Raw genomic sequence first — 20,071 nt, 5'->3', positions numbered from 1 at the left:
GTCGGTCAGTCGGTCACCGTGAGTCCCAGCGCCGCCGCGAACGAGGGCGCCAGTTCCATCAGCTGCCCGTGATCGACCGTCGCGCCGCGCAAGGACTCGATTCCCTGGGCGACACTCAGCGCCTGCGTGCCGCGGAAGTCGACCTTCGTCATCGTCGTCTTGTTCAGGGTGAGCCCGTCGATCCGGCTGCCGGGGAAGGTCACCGAGGTCAGCCGCGCCCCGGCGAAATCGGGCTCGCGCAGGAGGCACTCACGGAACGTCACCTCGTGCAGCCGCACGTTCCGGAAGTTCACCCCGTCGAATTTGCAGCCCGCGAACTCCACTCTCCGCAGTTCGGCGCCGCCCGCGTCCACCCCGATCCACGCGCTGCCGCCGATCTCGGCGTCCAGCCATGTCGTCTCCGCCAGCGAGGTCGCGGTCATGTCGACGTGGTTCAGCCAGACATCGGTGAACCTGGTGTGCGCGAGATTGCCCCCGGCGAAGACGAGATCGGCCAGAGCCGACTCGGAGAACCGCGCATTACGGAGGTCGATCTCCTTGTATTCAGCGCTCTCGAGCCGGACGCAGTCGTAATCGGCCTCGGGGAGCGGGTCCTCGCCGAGCGGGCCGAGGTAGGCGGCGTACGGCAGTTCGTGCAGTTCGCGCATGACAGGCGTCTCTCTTCAGCTCGTGAGGGCGGTGATCATTCTGGCGGTCAGGACCCGCTCGAGCGCGGTCGTGGGGCGGGTGTTCGCAGGTCAGGCGCTGAGGCGGTCCAGGAATGTCGCGATGTTCGCGTGCACCCGCACGATCTTCTCCTCCACGGAGAGGTCTTCGCGATACCGGCTGCCCGCGGCGGGCCGCTTGGTGCCGCGCGCGTACAGCGAACAGGCGAGATCGGTGCACATGTAGATGCCGATGGAATTGCCGCGCCGCCCGGATTCGCCCGCTTTATGGGCGGTGAGCAGCGATACGCCGCCGCCGCTGTGCGTGGTCAGGCAGATCGAGCACATCTGCGCGCGGCCCGTGCCGCCGGTCTCGTAGCGCATGGCGACGCCGGCCAAGCCCTCCTCGCGCGGCGCCACGAGGTAGCAGCGTCCCGGCATGGAGGGATCACTCCAGCCGAAGAAGTCCAGGTCGTCCCACGGCCGGTCGGCGAGATCGCGCGGCACCGGCAGACGCTTGGCCTCGCCCTTGGAACAATTGACGAACGACGACCTGATGTCGCGTTCGGAAATCGGCTGCACGGGACACGTCCTTCCGGTCGGAAACGCCTCAGGACGCTACGTGCCCGGCAGCTCCGGGGCAACGGATTTTCACCGCGCAGCTCAGCGCGTCGGCGGCCAATCGGCTTGCTGCGGTCGCACCGTGAGGATCTGCTGGGCGTAACCGACGGGACCGGCAAGGTCGTGCAGGATCGTGGTGGTGAGCCCCTGGCCCGTGCCGCCGAAGACGACGGCGGTGTCCAGGCCGACCCAGCGGCCTTCGGGCTGCCGGTGCAGGTGGATGCTCAGATCGAGATTCGGGAACATCCACTCCGACGGCTTCTCCCTGGCGGCGATGCCGTTGGCCGTGTCGACGAGGGCGAGAAACGAGGTGACCGGGTCCGATGGCTCGCCCTCGACCAGATCCAGCTCCGTGGAAACCCAGGCGGCGGCGCGGCCGGGGCGGTATTCGCCGACCGTGCGGACGTCGAGAGAGGCGATGAACCCGCCCGGCCACAACGAGTCCATCGCCCAGCGCGGCAGGGACTCGGGCGCGGGGAGTGGGTCGGGCGCTCCGCCCGCCACACTCGCGGTATCACCGCTGCTCATCAGCCACGCGCGTGCCGTGACGGCGGCGCGGCCGGCGGCGACGGCGGTGGCCTCGACCAGCTCGATCGTCCGGCCCGGCCGTACGACCCGGACCTCGACGTCGAATTCGCCGACCGGCACCCGACCGAGGATGTCGAAGGTGATCCGGCTCGGTGCCATCACGGGCCGCTGCTCGTCGGTTCGCATGCGCTGGATCTCGTGGACGAGTAATCCGGCAACCGGGGCGAAATGCTGCTCGTCGGCGGTCCACGCACCGGTCGCGTGCGCGGTGGGGAGGAAGCGCCGGGGACCGACGCGCCGGAAGTAGGCAGCGATCTCGCTCTTGTCGGACATACGTCCCAAACTAGGGAGCCGGTTTCCGACCGCTCGGTTGGGTGGTCGTCTTTGTGGCCGAGTTCACCCAGCCCGGCGCGGGTGGATCGCTAGGCCGACTCGGCGAGCCCGGCCGAGCGCCACACGTCGGCGAGTTCGTCGAGGGGGAGGTCGAGTGCCTGGCTGAGGGCGACCACGGTGCCGAAGGCGGGGGAGGGCAGGCGACCGGTCTCGATCTTGCGCAAGGTCTCCGGGGAGATGCCCGCGGCGGTGGCGACATCGGTGAGGTCGCGGTCGGCGCGGGCGGCCCGCAGCCTGCCGCCGAGGCGGCGACCGGCCTCGATCTGAGCGGGTGTCAAGGGGAGACGGACCATGCCGACCAGGGTAGGCGGCGGCGTGCGGCGGTCGCAATCGTTCGATTGGTATTAAAATACCGATGCGGCTACGGTGGTATTAAAATACCGAAATGGAGGCCGTGGCATGCTCGAGTTGAAGACTCCGAGAGAGATCGAGTCGATGGCGGTGACTGGCGCGTTCGTCGCCGACGTACTCGCCGACCTGCGCGAGCGGGCGCGCGTCGGGGTGAACCTGCTCGACCTGGAAGCCCATGTCCGCGAACGGATCCGGGATCGTGGGGCGGTTTCGTGCTACGTCGACTACGCGCCGTCGTTCGGCCGTGGGCCGTTCGGCTATACCGTGTGCCTGGCGGTGAACGACGCCGTGCTGCACGGGATGCCCTTCGACTATCCGCTGGCCGACGGCGACGTGCTGACGATGGATCTGGCCGTGTCCATCGACGGCTGGGTCGCCGATGCCGCGATCACGACGATCGTCGGCACCGCCGCCGAGGAGGATCGCAGGCTCGTGCGGGCGACCGAGGAGGCGCTGGCGGCGGGGATCGAGGCGGCGGTGCCCGGGAACCGGCTCGGCGACATCTCCGCGGCCATCGCCGCGGTGGCCGCCGCCTACGGGTATCCGGTCAACACCGAGTTCGGCGGGCACGGGATCGGTCGCACCATGCACGAGGATCCGCACGTGTCCAACACCGGCCGCGCGGGCCGGGGGCTCCGGTTGCGTCCCGGCCTGACGCTGGCGTTGGAACCGTGGTTCGCTCGCACCACCGGCCGCGTCTACATCGACGACGCGGACGGGTGGACGGTGCGTTCGGCCGACGGTTCCAGGACGGCCCATTCCGAGCACACCGTGGCGATCACCGAGGAGGGGCCGGTCGTTCTCACTCGCCGGGCCTGACGCGGCCGGGGCGCTCGGTGGATGCCGCCGGAATCGATGCGTAGCATTCGGGCATGGGCCTGCTCGTCGCGATGACCATTCCCGGTCTCGCTCTGCTGTTGATCGCGCTCGCCGTCGCCGAAGTCGTCTGGAACCGGCTCACCGGCTCGCGTTTCCTGCCCTGGACCCGGCCCCGCGCGGGAGCCGGCTTCGAGGAGGTGACCGCGGCGTTCCAGGGCTCCAAGCACATCGAGTTCGAGCAACGGATGACGACGCTCATGCACCGCGAGACGCCCTCGGACGGGGCGCCGCCGCGCGACGAGATCGACCTCGCCGCGGGGGCGGCCTGCCTGGTCCGTCGTGCGCCCTAGCGGTCAGGATTTGGTAGCGACGACCAGGACGTTCTTGCCGACGAACGTGCCCGTCAGCATCTGCAGCGCTTTGCTGAGCGGGAAGATCGCGCGATCGTAGAGTTCGACGGATCGGGGGTCGAGGGTGCCGTCGGCGGAACCGAGGATCTTGTAGGCCAGCGTCGCGAGGAAGCCGAGGGGGTCGCAGTATCGCGACTCCGCGATCTCGAGGCCGGCGTTGCGCAGGATCCGGTTCAGCTGGGTGCGGCGATAGCGGCGGTAGTGCCCCACCTTGGCGTCCATGGCGGTGTACAGCATCTCCATCGCGGGCACATAGACGACCAGCTTGCCGCCCGGCCGCAGCAGCGCCGCCAGTTGCTCGGCGGCGGCCTGATCGTTCTTGATGTGCTCGAGGACGTTGAAGGTGTAGATGAGGCTGTACTGTTCGGTCTCGCTGGGTTGCGCCTGGTCGTAATCGACGACCTTGTAGCCCTTCGACCGCAGGACGTGCTGCAATTCCTCGTCCGGTTCGAGACATTCGGGGCTGATCCCCCGCTCGGAGAGCATGTCGGCGTACGTGCCCGAGCCCGCGCCGAAATCCAGTACCCGTGTATCCGCCGAGATGCCGGGGAAGCCGAGATGCTTGTCGACCGTGTCGACCAGGAAAGTGTTGTAGTTGACCGCCTTGGTCATCGCCTCCAGGTTGTCGCACCCGGTATACGCGAAATCGCTGCTGCCCACGGGTTGTCCCCTTCGTCGGCCGCCGGTACGGTGCCTCTCCCCGACGGCATGCTGGATGCCGCTACGCTCGTCGGCGACGCCGGTCACCGGAATCGCCGTGGTCTCCGAATGGATCGCAGAGTCCGTGTCCAGCCGCGACGCTAGTGGATGGGCACCAGGGGATGTCAATGTCACTCGGCGTGTCCGGTGAAGGACTCACCTTTGTCGCCGAGCCAGTGCTCGAGTTCCGCGCCCGCACGCAGTTCTTCGGCCACGGCGGCGCGCTCCCCGCCGGACAGCGGCAGCGCCGTGGCCTCGGCGCGGAACCGCTCGGCGCGCGCGGAATCGCCTGCCGCGATCGCGATCTCGGCCAGCATCACCAGGGCTTTGGCTCGGTCCACAGCGGGTGCGATCTCGCGGAAGCGGCCGAGCCCGACCTCGAGTACCCGCCCGGCGGCCTTGTCGTCGACCTTGAAATCCCGCAGGATGCGCGCGTTGTCGATCACCTTGGCCAAGCCGGTGAGGTCGGCGGCGCCGCCGTATTCGACGTCCATCGGTTCGTCGCGCTGGATGAACATGAGCGTGTTGCCGTCGGGATCGATGAGGCTGAACCGGGACTGGCCGGGTCGGAATCGGGTGATTCGCGGGTAACCCTTCGTCAGCACCTTGCCGTGAACGCCTCGCATGGCCTCGCTGAAGGCGCGGTGCCGCGCGGCGACGTCGTCGACCATGACCAGGCAGTAGACCGATTCCGTCGGTGTGACCGTGCCTTTCGGGGGTGGACTGAAATGCAGGTCGCAGCCCGCCAGTTGCACGCCCAGGTAGACGTAGGGCTTGGTCTGCTCATGGGTGATCGTGTAGCCGAGCGCACGGTAGAAGTCGAGCGTGGCGCGCGGGTTCGAGGACCAGAGAATGGGGACAGGGGAGTCGGCCATCAGACTGACACCTTTCGCCTGGTAGTCAAATTTGATTACTAAGCTACGCGCGGACCCGCGGAAGTCAAGTTCGACTAGCATCGAGCACCACAAGAAGGGAGCCGTCGTGTCCGTGGTACGCCTGCTCGTCCTCGGAGTCCTGCGCAGCCAGGGGCCCGCGCACGGATACGCCGTGCGGCGGGAACTGTTGTCGTGGCGGGCCGAGACGTGGACCAACGCCAAACCCGGCTCGATCTATCACGCTCTCAAGCAGTTGAGCGCCGAAGGCAGACTTCGCGAGGCGGGCAGCGAGCGCAGTGACGAAGGCCCGGCGCGGACGCTGTACGAACTCACCCCCGACGGCGAGGCCGAGTTCCGGCGACTCATGGATCAGGCGCTGGTGAGCATCGATATGGAAGAACTGGGCGCGGGCATCGCGTTCATGGACGCGCTGCCCCGTGCGCACGTGATCGACCGTCTGCGCGAGCAACAGCGCAATGCCGCGGCGGTGCGGGCGGAACTTCTCGCCATGATCCCGGAATTCCCCGGCCGCTACGAAACACCGCACGCCACCGACCTGCTCGAACTGTGGAGCGGCGTGTTCGACAACCTCGCCGGCTGGACCGGCGGTCTACTGGCCCGGCTCGAGGCCGGCGAGTACGCACTGGGCGACTGAAGCGGCGCGTCGGGGACAAGCGGACAACCCGGAGCGTGGCCGGGCTCGCCGCGACGACCTAGGCTGCGGGCATGACGAATGCGTTCGGGGAAGCCGGAACCGCCGACTACGTGATGCTGACGACCTTCCGCAAGGACGGCACGCCGGTCGGCACGCCGGTGTGGGCGGTGGCCGACCAGGGAAAGCTCTACGTGTGGACGGTCACCGACAGTTGGAAGGTCAAGCGGCTGCGGCGTGATCCGGCGGTCACGGTGCAGGCGTGCGACGGGCGGGGCAAGAAGCTGAGCGGCCCGGTGATCGAGGGGACCGGCCGGGTACTCGACGCCGAAGGCACCGAAAACGTCCGAACTCTGTTGAAGCGCAAGTACAAACTGCTCGCCTGGGTGGTGCTGATGGGAAGCACTATCCGTCGCGGCAAGGCCGGAACGGTGGGCATCGAGATCACCCCCGCCGTCTGAAGCCGGTCCCGGATCCCGGGCGGAGGGAATCGGCAAGCCGGGCAGGGAGATTCCGGCCCAGGAGCCGCCGTTCACCGAGGTGTCGGCTATCCTTCGACGGGCATAACCGGGGTGGTCCCCAGGCGGACATGATGTCGCGTCCCTGCCCCGGCGGGAGGGATCGTTCATGACAGCACCGACGCGGCCACCGAGGGCGTCCCAGCCCTACCCGGTCGCCGAAGCGCCCGAACCCGAGCACACCGACGGCGGTTGGGCGTCCGTGCTGGTGGCAGCCATCGTGGCGGCGGTCGCCATCGCGGTGGCCGGGGTGATCGCCGGACTGGTGGTGGTGAATCTGCGGGAGAGCGCGATGGGCGACACACCGCGGACCACGGTCACGTCCTCGCCGGTGGCCGCCGCGCCCGCCGGGCAGATTCCCGCACCGCTCGAGATCACCGTCGCCACCGAGGCACCCGCGCTCACCACTGTCGCCCCCGAGACCGGCACCCTCGATCAGGCCGCCGTGCAGAGCGGCGTGGTGACGGTCCTGAGCGGCTCCTACGGTCTCACCGGCGTCGGTGCGGCGACGTGCCCCGCCGGTCAGGCGATCGTCGTCGGCGCGCAGTTCGCCTGCTCGGTGACGATCGACGGCGAGCCGATGTCGGTGTCGGTGACGATCACCAGCACCGACGGCGTGTACGAGGTGAGCAGGCCCTTCTGAGCTCCGACGGCGACGGGCTCAGGTGGCCCGGCTCACCGAGGACATGTGGAAGTCGGGAATCCGCAGCGGCGGCATGGCCGTGCGGGTGAACCAGTCGGACCACTCGCGCGGCAGCGTCAACTCGGTAGCGCCCGCCTCGCTCGCCCGGCGCAGCAGATCCAGTGGGCTCTCGTTGAACCGGAAGTTGTTGACCTCGGCGGTGACACGCCCGTCTTCCACCAGATAGACGCCGTCGCGGGTGAGCCCGGTCAGCAACAGCGTGGCCGGATCCACCTCGCGGATGTACCACAGGGTGGTGAGCAGCAGACCCCGTTCGGTGCCCGCGACCAGATCGTCGATGCCGGCCGTCGAACCACCGGTGAGTAGCAGATTCTCCCCGGGAACCGTGGTGACGGAGCCGAATTCGGCAGCGGTGGCACGGGATTGGGCCAGCGCGTTGATCACGCCCTCGCGCACCCAGTCCACCCGATCGGCGATCAGGCCGTTGTCGAAGACCGACAGCGTGTCCGAGGAGGCGGCGGTCGCGACGAACGGCCGGTGCCGCAGATGCTCGGCGGTCGGGTCGGAGTAGAGGGTGAGCGGCAGATCGGTGAGCCGCTCGCCGATCCTGGTGCCGCCGCCCGGCGTGGCGAAGGCATTGTGTCCCTCGTAGGCGCCGCGGGCCTCCATCGACCACATCAGCGAGATCATCAGATCGGCCACCGCCGAGGGCGGCAGGATTGTCTCGTAGCGTCCGGCGGGCAGGTCGACTTTCTTCGCCGCCCAGTCCAGCCGCCGCGACAGTTCCCCGAGCATTCCGGCGATGTCCACATCGGTGAAATCGGGCGTGCTCACCCCGACCCACGCGCTGGCCGGATCGGCTTCGGGACCGCGTTTTCCGTTGATCTCCAGCGATCCGGTGGGCTGGACGAACCGCCTCCGCAACCCGGTGGAGGTGCCCAGCCAGGTGGTGTGGACCCGATGATGGGCGAAACCGTAGAGCCGGTCGGCGCCGTCGAATCCCCCCGCCAGTCCGCGCGCCGGTTCGGCGAACACGTCGATGCCGGTGCTGCCCGGCTCGTCCGCCCAGTCCGGCGCGGGGCCGTCGACCTCGAGCAGCGGCGCGGCGTCCTTCGCGGGCTCGGCGGTGCGCGCGGCCTCTTCGGCGGCGCGCACCACGGTCTCGATATCGGCGGGATCGACGCTGGTGGAGCTGACACTGCCGACCCGAGCGACGGCCGGGCCGTCACGGAAGATCGACACCACCGCCCACTGCCGCGACGCCGAAACGCCGTTGGTGGTCATGGAATTGCCCGCCCAGCGCAACGACGCCTCGTGGGCGTCGGTGACCAGCACGATCGCCTCGTCGGCGCGGGACGCGGCCAGCGCCCGCTCGACCACCTCGCCCGCGGGCACTCCCAGTGCGCTCACCGACCAGCCTCCGTCCGGGTGTTGAGAACATCGATGCCGCGCACCAGGATCGACGGGCAGCCGTGACTGACCGCGGCGACCTGACCGGGCTGGGCCTTACCGCAGTTGAAGGCGCCGCCGAGCCGCCAGGTCGACGGTCCGCCGACGGCTTCCATCGCGCCCCAGAAATCGGTGGTGGTGGCCTGGTAGGCGACATCGCGTACCTGACCGGCCAGTTCGCCGTGGCGGATGCGGAAGAACCGCTGACCGGTGAACTGGAAGTTGTAGCGTTGCATGTCGATCGACCAGGACTTGTCGCCGACGATGTAGAGGCCGTCCTCGACCCGCGAGATCAGCTCCTCGGTGCTGGTGTCGCGCTCGGGATCGGCGGCCAGCGACACATTGGCCATCCGCTGGATCGGCACGTGATGCGCGGAATCGGCGTAGGAGCAGCCGTTGGAGCGATCGAGTCCCAGGCGCGGGGCGAAAGCGCGGTCGAGTTGGTAACCGACGAGGACGCCGTCGCGCACCAGATCCCAGCGCTGCCCGGCCACGCCCTCGTCGTCGTAGCCGACGGTGGCCAGGCCGAACGGCTCGGTGCGGTCGCCGGTGACCTGCATGACGGGGCTGCCGTAACGCAGTGTGCCGAGCTTGTCCGGGGTCGCGAAAGAAGTTCCCGCGTAGGCGGATTCGTAGCCGATGGCGCGGTCGTACTCGGTGGCGTGACCGATGGATTCGTGGATGGTCAGCCACAGATTCGTCGGGTCGATGACGAGATCGGTCGGACCGGCCAGGACCGTGGGCGCCTTCACCTTCTCGGCGAGCCAGCCGGGGATGTGGGCGAGTTCGTCGTCCCAGTCCCAGACGCCGTCCGCACCGGTCACGTACTCCCAGCCGCGGCCCGCGGGCGCGGCGAGTGTGCGCATGGTCTCGAAGACACCGGCGGCCGAATCGACGGTGGTCGCCTCGAGTTCGGGGTGCACACGCACCCGCTGCTGGGTGAGGATCGTCCCGGCGGTGTCGGCGTAGTAGGTCTGTTCCTTGACCTGCAGCACACCCGCGGTGACGTGATCGACCCCGTCGGCGGCGGCCAGGCGTCCCGAATAGTCCTGCAGCAGCTCGACCTTCTGCGCGGTGGGCACCTCGAACGGGTCGATGTCGTAGCCGGACACCCATTCGACGTCGGCGTAGCGGGGTTCGGCCGCCAGCTCCACCCGGTCGCGATTGAGTTCGCGCAGGGCTGTCGCGACCGCGACGGCCTGCCGGGCCACCGCGACGGCGTTCCGCGGGGTCAGTGCGGCGTGTGAGGCGAAACCCCAGGTGCCGTCGACGATCACGCGTACCGCGAAACCGAGGTCGGTGCTGTCGGTGACCGCCTCGACGCGCCCGTCGCGCAGTCGGATGGATTGGGTGCGCAACCGGTGCACGCGCAGGTCGGCGTGTTCGGCGCCCGCCGCCGTGGCCGCGGTGAGCGCGGCCTCGGCGAGCGCACCGAGTGGTAGCGCGCGGAATTCGGCGTCGACGGCCCGGCCTGCCCGGCCGCCGGAAGTCGCGGTGCTCACCCCGGCCACGCTACCGGTTGCGCACCCGCGACCGCACGAACGGAACCCGGCCGAACTCAACCGAACTGCTGCCAGCCCAGCCGGACCACCATCACGACCACCACGACCAGCAGCACGATCCGAACGAACTCCGCGCCCTTGCGCAGCGCCATCCGCGAGCCCGCGATCGCGCCGAGCACATTGGCCGCCGCCATCCCCGCGCCGAGTGCGAACAGGATGTGCCCGGTCAGGCCGAAGAAGACCAGAGCGCCGACATTGGAGCCGCAGTTGATCACCTTGGCCATCGCCGCGGCGCGCACGAACTCGGTGCCCAGCAGCGTGGCGAAGGTGATGATCAGGAATGTTCCGGTCCCCGGTCCGAGCAGGCCGTCGTAGGCGCCGATCAGACCGGCCGCCACCAGGACCACCAGGATCGTCTTGCGGCGAGTCGGCGGGTCGGTCGCCAGTGTGATGCCGACCGACGGCCGCGCGGTCACGAAGACCGCGACCGCGACCAGGACCACCATCACGATCGGGATGAACAGGTCCCGGTCGATCAGCGAGACCGCCGCCGCCCCCACGGCAGCGGCGCCCGCGGCGATCGCCGCCGCGGGTAGCAGCAGCTTCCAGTTCATCGGGACCTTGCGCGCGAACGTCAGCACCGAGGCGGTGGTACCCGCGACCGCGGCGAACTTGTTGGTGCCCAGCGCCGTCGCGGGCGCGATGCCCGGCGACACCAGGAACAGCGTCGGCAGAATGATGAGCCCGCCGCCGCCGACCACGGCGTCCACCCAGCCCGCCGCACCCGCGGCGGTCAGGAGAACCAGCCAGTCCGTGAGATCCACGCGCCCCAGCCAACCAGACATCCGATGAACCCACCTCGCCGACCGGACACCTAGGCTGGGACAGTGCGACAGTTCAGTCTCTGGCTGCGCGGCAAGCCGCTGGTGGCGGATTCGATCCTGGCACTGGGCCTGCTGGTGCTCGACCTGACCGGCATCGGCGCGGCCGTCCAGCCCGCGGTCTATCTGGTGCTGGCCGGTCTGCTCCCGCTGCCGATCGCGCTGCGGCGGCGGTATCCGCGGTCGATGTCGGCGGCCATGGTGGCGCTCGCGATCGGCACGACCCTGCTGGGATACCTGCTCGACGACTTCGCCCAGCACCCGGCGTTGCTGGGCTTGGGCGTGATGCTCTACACCCTGGTCGCCTACGTGGGCAGGCGGGAGGGACTGATCCTGCTGGTGGCGCTGGCGGTCGATTCACTGCTGGCGATGGCGCTGCTGGATCAGCCGACCACCACCACGGTGGCGTTCGTGGCGGTGTACTACGCGCTGTGCTGGACGCTGGCCGAATTCAACGGCGCCCGGCACGCCTACGACGCCGAGGTCGCCGCGCGCCTGGCGGTGGCCGACGACGAACTGCGCAGACGCACCCACGAAGCCGTCGCCGCCGAGCGCACCCGGATCGCGCGAGAACTGCACGACGTCGTCGCGCACGCGGTGTCGGTGATCATCGTCCAGGCCGACGGCGCCCGCTACGCGTTGCGCCGGGACCCCGACGCCGCCGAACAGTCTCTCGGCGTCATCGCCGCCACCGGCCGCGACGCCCTGCGCGAACTGCGCCGCACGGTGGAACTGCTGCGCACCGAGCACGCGCCGGGTGAACTGCCCCAGCACGGGACGGCCGGGATCGCCAAGGTGGTGGAGATGATGCGCGGCACGGGGCTCGCGGTGGAGTTGGAGATGACCGGCGCGATCGACGACGTCGCTCCCGAGGTCAGCCTCGGTGTGCACCGCATCGTGCAGGAGTCGCTGACCAACACCCTGCGGCACTCCGGCGCGCATCCCAAGGCGTGGGTGCGGGTGCATCGCCGCGAGCACGACGTGTTGGTCGAGGTCACCGACTCCGGCGGCGTGCCGGTCGCGGACTTTCCGCTCGAGACGACAGGGTCGGGCCTGTCCGGGCGTCGAGGCGAGCGCACCGGCGGGAGCGACGCCTCGCCGAGCGGTGCCACCACCGCGCCGGGCGGTGCGAGCGGTTTTCGCGGTGCCCGCGGTTCCCGTGGTGCGCGCGGTTCGGGCGGGGGGAGCGGCCTGGGCCTGGTCGGCATGCGCGAGCGCGTGGCCGTGCTCGGCGGCAGCCTCACCGTCGGGCCGCAGCCCGACGGTGCCTGGCGGGTGTGCGCGATCATCCCGCTCGAACTCGCCGAGCATCCCGGTTCGATCGCCCTGCCCTGACGCCGAAGCCTTCCGGTTTCATCGGTCAGCCCAGGGCGTCGGTGAGTTCGCGCAGCACCTCGCTCGCGGTCAGCGGATCCAGTACCCCGAAGGGGGTGTCCCCGCAGCGGCTCCACCAGGGCGCGGGCGGCGCGGAGGACAGTTCGACAGCCTCCACCACCCGTTCGTCCTCGGCCCACGGGGCGTCGGCGGGTAGGCCGTCGTCGAGCTGCAGCAGCACCCGCAGGTCCTTGCCGACGGGCCGGTAGAGGTGATCGTGCAGGCCGTCGACCGGGCGGGCGAGCTGCCAGCCCACCTGGCGCAATCGCGCCAGCGCCGGAACCGGCACCATGCGCCGGGCGAACCGGGCCAGCGAGGTGGCCCGGCGTTCGGGGTCGGTCAGCCGGAACACCGGCCGCGCCAACGGCGGCACGGGAAGGCCCGCGCACTGGACGGTGGATCTCGGCCCCGGCCGCGCCGGGGCGTGTCGTCCGCCGGCAGTGCCGCCGGGGATGCCGGGGAAGTCGAGCATTCGGAGTTCTTCGTTCATGCGCCCCACCACGATTGGATCGATCGAACCGGAAAGCGTAACGACGAGCGCCGACACCGTTCTCCGCTCGACGGACCCGTTCTCGACCGGTCTTCGGCGCGGCTAGATTGGTGCGGTGCCGATCACCGTACTAGTCGTGGACGACCAAGAACTGATGCGCATGGGTTTGAAGATGGTGCTCGGCGCGCATCCCGATATCGAGGTGGTCGGCGAGGCCGAGAACGGCGCGGTGGCGCTGACCCGCGCCAAGGAACTGCGCCCCGACGTGGTGTTGATGGACGTGCGCATGCCGGTGGTCGACGGAGTCACCGCGACCACCCGCATCCTGGAGTCGGACACCGCCTGCAAAGTGCTGGTCATGACCACCTTCGACCTGGACGAGCACGTCCTCGGCGCGCTGCGCGCGGGGGCGAGCGGGTTCCTGCTCAAGGACACCCCGCCGGAGGATCTGATCTCGGCCGTCCGCAGTGTCGCGGCGGGGGACGCGGTGGTCTCGCCCAAGGTGACCAAGCGCCTGCTGGATCGCATGGTGGCCGCCGACCCCGCCGGCCTGCGCGATCCCTCGATCCTCGACGCGCTGACCGCACGCGAACGCGAGGTGCTCGAGCAGATCGCCGCGGGCCGCTCCAACGCCGAGATCGCCGCCGAGCTGTTCCTGTCCGAGGCCACGGTGAAGACCCATGTCGGTCGGGTGCTCACCAAGCTCGGCCTGCGCGACCGGGTGCAGGCGGTGGTCCTCGCCTACGAGACCGGACTGGTGCGACCCGGGGGGTGAGGCTCTGCACCCGTGCGACACCGCGCTTCGGCAGGGATGCGCCGGTCGAGCACGGCGACAGGTATCGGGTGGTGCTCAGAGGATGTCGTAAGCGCCGGTGTCGGCCTCGCGCAGTGCGCTGACGTAGTCGCCACGTCCGCGGCTCGTGCCGTCCGCGCCGGGGGGTACGGCGAGCAACCCACGGAACTCCTCGACGCTGCCGTACTCCTTGCGGCGCATCCACCGACACACCTCGTCGAGCAGGACGGCGGCGTACTCGGGACCGTGCCGCAACAACGCCGACGCCGTCTGCACGACATCAGCCCCGGCCAGCAGAAATCTGACGACGTCGGCGCCGTCCTCGACACCTCCACCCCCGGCGAGCGCGGCACCGATCCGCCCGCGGAGCAAAGCGATCCAGGTCATCGGCAGACGGGATTCGGCCGCGGTGGACAGCTGGATGTCGGGGACGACGGTGCGGGTCTCGCAGTCGATGCCGGGCTGCAGGAACCGGTTGAACAGCACCAGCCCGTCGGCGCCCGCCGCGTCGAGGCGCAGCGCCATCTCTCCGACAGAACTGAAGTGGGGGGAGATCTTGACCTGCACCGGGACGGTGACGGCGTCCTGGACCCGGGCCAGGATGTCGAGGTGCCGTTGTTCGACGTCCCTTCCGCTGACGTGCGGATCACTGGGCAGGAAGTAGATGTTCAGCTCGATCGCGGCCGCACCGGCGTCCTGCATCGACCGGGCATGGTCGGTCCAGCCGCCCGGTGTGACGCCGTTGAGGCTGCCGATGACCGGGATCGGCACGGCCCGCGCGGCGCGTTCGAGCAGGCTCAGGTAGCGGCGCGGGCCGTGATCCTGCGTGGCGCGCCGCGGAAAATACGACAGCGACTCGGCGTAGCTCTGCGAACCGCGCTCGGTCAGTGCCGCGTTGCGCTGCGCTTCGCGCACCAGTTGCTCTTCGAACAGCGAATAGAGCACCACCGCGCCGACGCCTGCGTCGGCGAGCCTGCGGACACCGTCGACCGTCCGTGAGAGCGGGGACGCCGCCGCCATGAGCGGATTGCGCAGTGTGAGGCCCAGGTACCGTGTGGACAGGTCCATCAGTGGCCCTTCCGAGCGTCGGCGGTGAAGTGTTGCGGCCCTTGCGAAGCCATCTGCTCGTAGCGGCTCCAGCGTTGCGCGATCGCCTCTTCGGCGAGGGCGAGGATCCGGTCGTATTCGGCCGGGTCGCTGTTGGCCAATGCGCGGTAGCGCAGTTCCCGGCTGCGGTAGTCGTCGAGGGGGATGCGAGGGCGGTGCGAGTCGAGCAGGAAGGGGTTGCGGCCGGCCGCCCGCAGCATCGGGTCGTAGCGGATCAGCGGCCAGTGCCCGCTGGCCACCGCGCGATACTGCTGGTCCATCCCGTGACGCATGTCGATGCCGTGCGCGATGCACTGGCTGTAGGCGATCACCAGCGAGGGGCCCTCGTAGGCTTCGGCTTCGCGCATCGCCTGCAATGTGTGCTGGGGATCGGCGCCCATCGCGACGCGGGCGACATAGACGTTGCCATAGGCGATGGCCTGCAACGCAAGGTCCTTCATCGGCACGGTCTTTCCCGCGGCGGCGAACTTCGCGATGGCGCCCAGCGGGGTGGCTTTGGACATCTGCCCGCCGGTGTTGGAGTACACCTCGGTGTCGAGGACGAGGATGTTGACGTTGCGGCCGCCGGCCAGTACGTGGTCGAGGCCGCCCGCGCCGATGTCGTAGGCCCAGCCGTCGCCCCCGACGATCCACACGCTGCGCCGGACCAGATGGTCGAGCACACTGCGCAGGTCGGCGGTCAGCGCCGGGTCGAGCTGCGCGAGCCGGGCGTCGAGTTCGGCCACCCGCTCCCGTTGGGCGCGTAGCTCGGACTCGCGCAGTTGCGGCGCGGTCAGGATGTCGTCGACGAGAGCGGGCCCGATCACCTCCCGCAGTTCGGTCAGACGCCGCCGAGCGAGGTCGGCGTGTTCGTCGGCGGCGAGCCGGAACCCCAGCCCGAATTCGGCGTTGTCCTCGAACAGCGAATTCGACCATGCGGGGCCGCGCCCGTTCGCGTCGGTCGTCCAGGGGGTGGTGGGCAGATTCGCGCCGTAGATGGACGAGCAGCCCGTGGCGTTGGCGATCATCGCCCGGTCGCCGAACAGCTGCGAGAGCAGCTTCAGGTACGGGGTTTCCCCACAGCCGGCACAGGCGCCGGGGAACTCGAACAGCGGCTCGAGGAACTGGGTGCCGCGCACGGTGCCGAAGTCGACGCGGGAGCGGTTGACCTCGGGCAGGGTTTCGAAGAACGCGATGTTCTCCCGCTCGGTGGCCACCCGGGGTTCGCGCGGTGCGAGATCGATGGCCTTGGCGGGCGGGACGCCGGGGGTGAGCGCGGGACAGGCTTCGACGCACAGGCCGCAGCCGGTGCAGTCCTCGACGTAGACCTGCAGGCTGTAGCGGGTCTGCGGGAGACCGACGGCCCCGAGCGGGGCGGAGGGGAAGTCCGGCGGGGCGCCGGTGAGGTGGTCCTCGTCGTAGAACTTGGTGCGGATCACGCTGTGCGGGCAGACGAAACTGCAGTTGCCGCACTGGATGCAGGTATCCGGATCCCAGGCGGCGACGAGTTCGGAGATGTTGCGTTTCTCGTAGGCAGTGGTTCCGCTGGGGTAGCTGCCGTCGACCGGCAGGGCACTGACGGGCAGCGCGTCACCGCGGCCCGCCATCATCTCCGCGGTCACGGTGCGTACGAACTCGGGCGCGTCGTCGGGCACGAGCGGGGCCGGCGCGGCGGTATTGCTCACCCGGTCCGGGACGGTGATCCGGTGCAGGGATTCCACCGCCAGATCGACCGCCTCGAGTTCGCGCCGGACCACGTCGGCACCGTGGTCGGCGTAGGTGGTGGCGACGGCGTCCTTGATCCGGGCGATCGCCTCCTCGCGGGGCAGCACGTTCGAGATCGCGAAGAAGCAGGTCTGCAGCACCACGTTGATCCGCCCCGCCAGGCCTACCTGGCGGGCGATGCGGCCCGCGTCGACCGCGTACACGGTCAGGCGCTTGTCCAGGATCTGCCGCTGGACCGGCCCCGGCAGCGCGTCCCACACCTTGTCGGCCGGATACCGGCAGTTCAGCAGCAGCGTGGCATTCTCCGCGGCGCGGCCGAGCACATCGACCTTCTCCAGAAAGCGGAACTGGTGACAGCCCACGAAATCCGCCCGGCCGATCAGATACGGCGCCCGGATCGGGCGGGGCCCGAACCGCAGGTGGGAGACGGTCTGCGAGCCGGACTTCTTGGAGTCGTAGACGAAGTACGCCTGGGCGTGCAGGTCGTGCCGCGCGCCGAGGATCTTGATGGTGTTCTTGTTGGCGCCGACGGTGCCGTCGGAGCCGAGGCCGAAGAACACCGCCCGCACCGTGTCGTCGGCCTCGAGGTCGAACCCGGGATCGTAGGCGATGCTGGTGCCCGACACGTCGTCGTCGATGCCGACGGTGAACCGGCTGCGCGGATGCTCGCGGGCGAGTTCGGTGAGCACCCCGGCCACCATGGCGGGGGTGAACTCTTTCGACGAGAGCCCGTAGCGGCCGCCGCACACCCGCGGTAGCCGCGCCCGCTGCCCGCAGGCGTACGCCTCGGCGACCGTGGCCACGACGTCGAGATACAGCGGCTCCCCGAACGAGCCCGGCTCCTTGGTGCGGTCGAGCACTCCGATCGTGCGCACCGTCGCGGGTAGCGCGGCGAGCAGCGCCTCGGCGGGAAACGGCCGATACAGCCGCACCTGCACCGACCCGACCTTCTCCCCGGCCTCGGCGAGCACCCGGACTGTTTCGGCGGCGGTCTGCGCCCCCGAACCCATCAGCACCAGCACCCGTTCCGCCTCGGGATGGCCGGTGTAGTCGACGATGCGCATGTCGCGTCCGGTGCGCTGCCCGAGCCCGGCCATCAGTTCGTCGACCACCGCGGGAACTCGGGCGTAGAACGGGTTGACGGTCTCACGCGCCTGGAAATAGGTGTCCGGGTTCTGGGCGGTACCCCGGATGAACGGGCGTTCCGGCGACAACGCGCGTCCGCGGTGGTCGCGGACGAGCTGCTCGGGCACCAGGGCACGCAGGTCGTCGTCGGACAGGGGCTCGATGGTGTTGAGTTCGTGCGAGGTGCGGAAGCCGTCGAAGAAGTGCAGGAACGGTACCCGGGTGCGCAGGGAGGCGGCCTGTGCGACCAGCGCCAGATCGTGAGCCTCCTGTACCGAGGCCGAAGCGAGCAGGGCGAACCCGGTCTGGCGGACCGCCATCACGTCGGAGTGGTCGCCGAAGATCGACAGTCCCTGCGTGGCCAGGGATCGTGCGGCGACGTGCATGACCGCCGAGGTCAGTTCGCCCGCGATCTTGTACATGTTCGGGATCATCAACAACAGCCCCTGCGACGCGGTGAACGTCGTCGCCAGTGCCCCGCCCTGCAGGGCGCCGTGTAACGCGCCCGCCGCTCCGCCTTCGCTCTGCATCTCCACCACGCTCGGCACCGTGCCCCACAGATTGGGGCGTCCGGCGCTGGACCACTCGTCGGCGAGCTCCGCCATCGTCGACGAGGGGGTGATCGGATAGATGCAGCACACTTCGTTGAGCCGGTAGGCCACCGAGGCGGTGGCTTCGTTGCCGTCGATCGTCACCTGTGTCATGTCGGCTCCGGAAACATCTCGATGGCATGGACCGGGCACTGCTCGAAGCACTCCGCGCAGCCGGTGCATTTGTCGTAGTCGTAGCGGTACCCGTGGCCCGCGCCCAGCTTGACGATCGCGTCCTCCGGGCACGCGCCGAGGCAGCCGTCGCATTCGAAACAGTTCCCGCACGACAGGCACCGGCCCGCCTCGAACGTCGCGGCCTGCGCCGACAGCCCCCCGACCACCTCGTCGAACCCGGCGGTGCGTTCCTCGGCGGGCAGTTCCGGCTGGGCCCGCCTGCCTGCGTCGCCGAAGTACCACAGGTGCAGCTGATCGAACGTGGCGATCGGATGCTTGGCAGGGCGGGCGCCGGCGGTGCGACGCAGCCAGGCGTCGATGTGGTGGGCGGCCGTCTTGCCGTGCCCGACCCCCGCGGTCACGGTGCGTTCGCCGGGAACCATGTCGCCGCCGGCGAAGACTCCGGGGCATCCGGTCATCAGCGACTCGTTCACCCGCACGCTGCCGTCGCGGTCGAACTCCACTCCGGGCAGCGTCCGCATGAACGCCGACTCGGTCTGCTGCCCGATCGCCATGATCACCGTGTCCGCGCTCAGGGTCTCGAGGCGCCCGGTCGGCCGTGGACGGCCGGACTCGTCGAGCTCCATGACCTCCACCCGCAGTTCGGGACTGTCGAAGGCGGTGATCGTGCGCAACCAATGGATCCGCACGCCCTCGCGCTCGGCGTCTTCGGCCTCCTCCGCGTGGGCGGGCATCTGCTCGCGGGTGCGGCGGTAGAGGATGACGGTGTCCTGCGCGCCGAGACGGCGGGCGACTCGGGCCGCGTCCATCGCGGTGTCGCCGCCGCCGTAGACCGCCACGTGCTCGCCCAGGTCGGGCCGTTCGCCGGACGCGACTCGGCGCAGGAACGCCACCGCGTCGACCATCGTCGCAGCGTCGCAGTCCGGGATGTCGACGCGTTTGGACAGATGCGCGCCCACGGCGACGAAGGCCGCGGCGAAGCCGCCCTCGTCGCGTTCGGTGGCGAGATCTTCGACGCGGTGATCGGGCGTGAAGCGCACCCCCAAAGCGGCGAGACGGCCGATCTCGGCGTCGAGCACGTCCCGGGGCAGCCGGTAGGCGGGGATGCCGTACCGCATCATTCCGCCGGGTTCGCTTCCCGCGTCACGGATCTCGACGTCGTGGCCGCGGCGCGCGAGATGGTAGGCGGCGGACAATCCGCTGGGGCCCGCGCCGACCACCAGGACGCGATGGCCGCTGCGGACCGGCGGCGCGGCGAACGTCCAGCCGTGCTCGCGGGCCTGGTCGCCGAGGAAGCGTTCGACCGCGTGGATGGACACCGCCTCGTCCAGACGGCTGCGGTTGCACACGGATTCGCACGGGTGATAGCAGACCCGTCCGTGGATGGCGGCGAACGGATTGTCGTCCACCAGCTGCCGCCAGGCCTGCTCGAACCGGCCCGCCTTCGCGTGCGCCAACCATGCCTGGATGTTCTCACCGGCCGGGCAGCGTGCGTTGCACGGCGGCAGCAGATCCACATACACCGGGCGCCGCACCCGCTCCGGCCCGGCACGAGGGCGGCCCTGCCGCAGATCCGGCAGCGGCGTCAGTTCCTGCGAGAGCCGAACCGGAGACTCTCCGGTCCCACCGGCGCTGCTCGCCTCGGCAGTCATGCCCCCACGATAGGACCTGGCGAGGTCCTCGGCAGGCTATGGGGCGTGTCGTCCTCACCCCACGCCCGAAACCGGACGCGCGTGCCCTGGTGGCCGAGGCGCGGACGGCGGCGTGG

Annotated in this window: 20 protein-coding genes; 7 read left to right on the top strand and 13 right to left on the bottom strand. The window is 69.8% G+C overall.

Annotated features, from left to right (window positions below):
• Positions 1–5: 5 nt before the first annotated feature.
• The 4 genes from IU449_RS05425 to IU449_RS05410 all read right to left on the bottom strand — a co-directional run bounded on the left by IU449_RS05425 (position 6) and on the right by IU449_RS05410 (position 2,479).
• Positions 6–647 (bottom strand): pentapeptide repeat-containing protein, encoded by a 642-nt coding sequence (locus IU449_RS05425; RefSeq protein ID WP_195000823.1) that lies wholly within the window; start codon positions 645–647, stop codon positions 6–8.
• Positions 648–737: 90 nt separating this feature from the next.
• Positions 738–1,226 (bottom strand): FBP domain-containing protein, encoded by a 489-nt coding sequence (locus tag IU449_RS05420; protein ID WP_195000822.1) that lies wholly within the window; start codon positions 1,224–1,226, stop codon positions 738–740.
• An 81-nt stretch (positions 1,227–1,307) separates the two neighbouring features.
• A complete protein-coding gene (locus IU449_RS05415; protein ID WP_195000821.1) occupies positions 1,308–2,126 on the bottom strand; it encodes a thioesterase family protein in 819 nt (272 codons plus the stop codon).
• Between the two features lie 89 nt (positions 2,127–2,215).
• Positions 2,216–2,479, bottom strand: coding sequence for a helix-turn-helix domain-containing protein (locus IU449_RS05410; protein ID WP_195000820.1), 264 nt, complete (start codon positions 2,477–2,479; stop codon positions 2,216–2,218).
• A 106-nt stretch (positions 2,480–2,585) separates the two neighbouring features.
• Here IU449_RS05410 and map point away from each other — a divergent pair, with 106 nt between their 5' ends.
• Positions 2,586–3,356 (top strand): type I methionyl aminopeptidase, encoded by a 771-nt coding sequence (gene map / locus IU449_RS05405; protein WP_195000819.1) that lies wholly within the window; start codon positions 2,586–2,588, stop codon positions 3,354–3,356.
• Positions 3,357–3,409: 53 nt separating this feature from the next.
• On the top strand, positions 3,410–3,706 hold the full coding sequence (locus tag IU449_RS05400) for a DUF6191 domain-containing protein (RefSeq protein ID WP_195000818.1): 297 nt from the start codon (positions 3,410–3,412) through the stop codon (positions 3,704–3,706).
• Positions 3,707–3,709: 3 nt separating this feature from the next.
• Here IU449_RS05400 and IU449_RS05395 read toward each other — a convergent pair whose 3' ends face one another.
• Positions 3,710–4,426 (bottom strand): class I SAM-dependent methyltransferase, encoded by a 717-nt coding sequence (locus IU449_RS05395; protein ID WP_195000817.1) that lies wholly within the window; start codon positions 4,424–4,426, stop codon positions 3,710–3,712.
• A gap of 170 nt (positions 4,427–4,596) precedes the next feature.
• On the bottom strand, positions 4,597–5,340 hold the full coding sequence (locus IU449_RS05390; RefSeq protein ID WP_195000816.1) for a glyoxalase: 744 nt from the start codon (positions 5,338–5,340) through the stop codon (positions 4,597–4,599).
• Positions 5,341–5,446: 106 nt separating this feature from the next.
• Here IU449_RS05390 and IU449_RS05385 point away from each other — a divergent pair, with 106 nt between their 5' ends.
• From IU449_RS05385 to IU449_RS05375, 3 genes are all read left to right on the top strand, one after another.
• On the top strand, positions 5,447–5,995 hold the full coding sequence (locus tag IU449_RS05385; RefSeq protein ID WP_195000815.1) for a PadR family transcriptional regulator: 549 nt from the start codon (positions 5,447–5,449) through the stop codon (positions 5,993–5,995).
• Positions 5,996–6,066: 71 nt separating this feature from the next.
• Complete coding sequence (locus IU449_RS05380) at positions 6,067–6,453, top strand: PPOX class F420-dependent oxidoreductase (RefSeq protein WP_195000814.1); 387 nt, start codon at positions 6,067–6,069, stop codon at positions 6,451–6,453.
• A gap of 166 nt (positions 6,454–6,619) precedes the next feature.
• Positions 6,620–7,153 (top strand): DUF4333 domain-containing protein, encoded by a 534-nt coding sequence (locus IU449_RS05375; protein WP_195000813.1) that lies wholly within the window; start codon positions 6,620–6,622, stop codon positions 7,151–7,153.
• An 18-nt stretch (positions 7,154–7,171) separates the two neighbouring features.
• Here the strand turns inward: IU449_RS05375 and IU449_RS05370 are convergent, their stop codons facing one another.
• From IU449_RS05370 to IU449_RS05360, 3 genes are read right to left on the bottom strand one after another with little or no spacing between them, the layout of a single operon-like run.
• A complete protein-coding gene (locus IU449_RS05370) occupies positions 7,172–8,563 on the bottom strand; it encodes a metallopeptidase TldD-related protein (RefSeq protein WP_195000812.1) in 1,392 nt (463 codons plus the stop codon).
• A complete protein-coding gene (locus tag IU449_RS05365; protein ID WP_195000811.1) occupies positions 8,560–10,104 on the bottom strand; it encodes a TldD/PmbA family protein in 1,545 nt (514 codons plus the stop codon). Before IU449_RS05365 ends, IU449_RS05370 begins: the two co-directional genes overlap by 4 nt.
• Positions 10,105–10,160: 56 nt before the next feature.
• Complete coding sequence (locus IU449_RS05360) at positions 10,161–10,949, bottom strand: TSUP family transporter (RefSeq protein ID WP_228803720.1); 789 nt, start codon at positions 10,947–10,949, stop codon at positions 10,161–10,163.
• Between the two features lie 42 nt (positions 10,950–10,991).
• Between IU449_RS05360 and IU449_RS05355 the strand changes: the two genes are divergently transcribed.
• A complete protein-coding gene (locus IU449_RS05355) occupies positions 10,992–12,320 on the top strand; it encodes a sensor histidine kinase (RefSeq protein ID WP_195000810.1) in 1,329 nt (442 codons plus the stop codon).
• 25 nt (positions 12,321–12,345) lie between these two features.
• Here the strand turns inward: IU449_RS05355 and IU449_RS05350 are convergent, their stop codons facing one another.
• Complete coding sequence (locus tag IU449_RS05350) at positions 12,346–12,849, bottom strand: hypothetical protein (RefSeq protein ID WP_195000809.1); 504 nt, start codon at positions 12,847–12,849, stop codon at positions 12,346–12,348.
• Between the two features lie 115 nt (positions 12,850–12,964).
• Here IU449_RS05350 and IU449_RS05345 point away from each other — a divergent pair, with 115 nt between their 5' ends.
• The gene (locus IU449_RS05345) at positions 12,965–13,624 is read left to right on the top strand and encodes a response regulator (RefSeq protein WP_195000808.1); all 660 of its coding nucleotides are present in this window, start codon (positions 12,965–12,967) and stop codon (positions 13,622–13,624) included.
• Positions 13,625–13,699: 75 nt separating this feature from the next.
• Here the strand turns inward: IU449_RS05345 and IU449_RS05340 are convergent, their stop codons facing one another.
• The 3 genes from IU449_RS05340 to IU449_RS05330 are packed head-to-tail and all read right to left on the bottom strand — an operon-like array spanning position 13,700 to position 19,955.
• Positions 13,700–14,710 carry a dihydroorotate dehydrogenase-like protein gene (locus tag IU449_RS05340; protein ID WP_228803718.1) on the bottom strand — a complete coding sequence of 337 codons (1,011 nt, stop codon included), beginning with the start codon at positions 14,708–14,710 and terminating at the stop codon, positions 13,700–13,702.
• Entirely contained in the window at positions 14,710–18,282 is a 3,573-nt protein-coding gene (gene nifJ, locus IU449_RS05335; RefSeq protein WP_195000807.1) for a pyruvate:ferredoxin (flavodoxin) oxidoreductase, read from the bottom strand. The genes IU449_RS05340 and nifJ overlap by 1 nt, the downstream gene beginning before the upstream one ends.
• Positions 18,279–19,955, bottom strand: coding sequence for an NAD(P)-binding protein (locus IU449_RS05330; RefSeq protein ID WP_195000806.1), 1,677 nt, complete (start codon positions 19,953–19,955; stop codon positions 18,279–18,281). The genes nifJ and IU449_RS05330 overlap by 4 nt, the downstream gene beginning before the upstream one ends.
• Positions 19,956–20,071: the final 116 nt, after the last annotated feature.

The organism is Nocardia higoensis (assembly GCF_015477835.1).
Taxonomy (GTDB): domain Bacteria; phylum Actinomycetota; class Actinomycetes; order Mycobacteriales; family Mycobacteriaceae; genus Nocardia; species Nocardia higoensis_A.
This window is presented reverse-complemented; position numbering and strand designations above follow the sequence as displayed.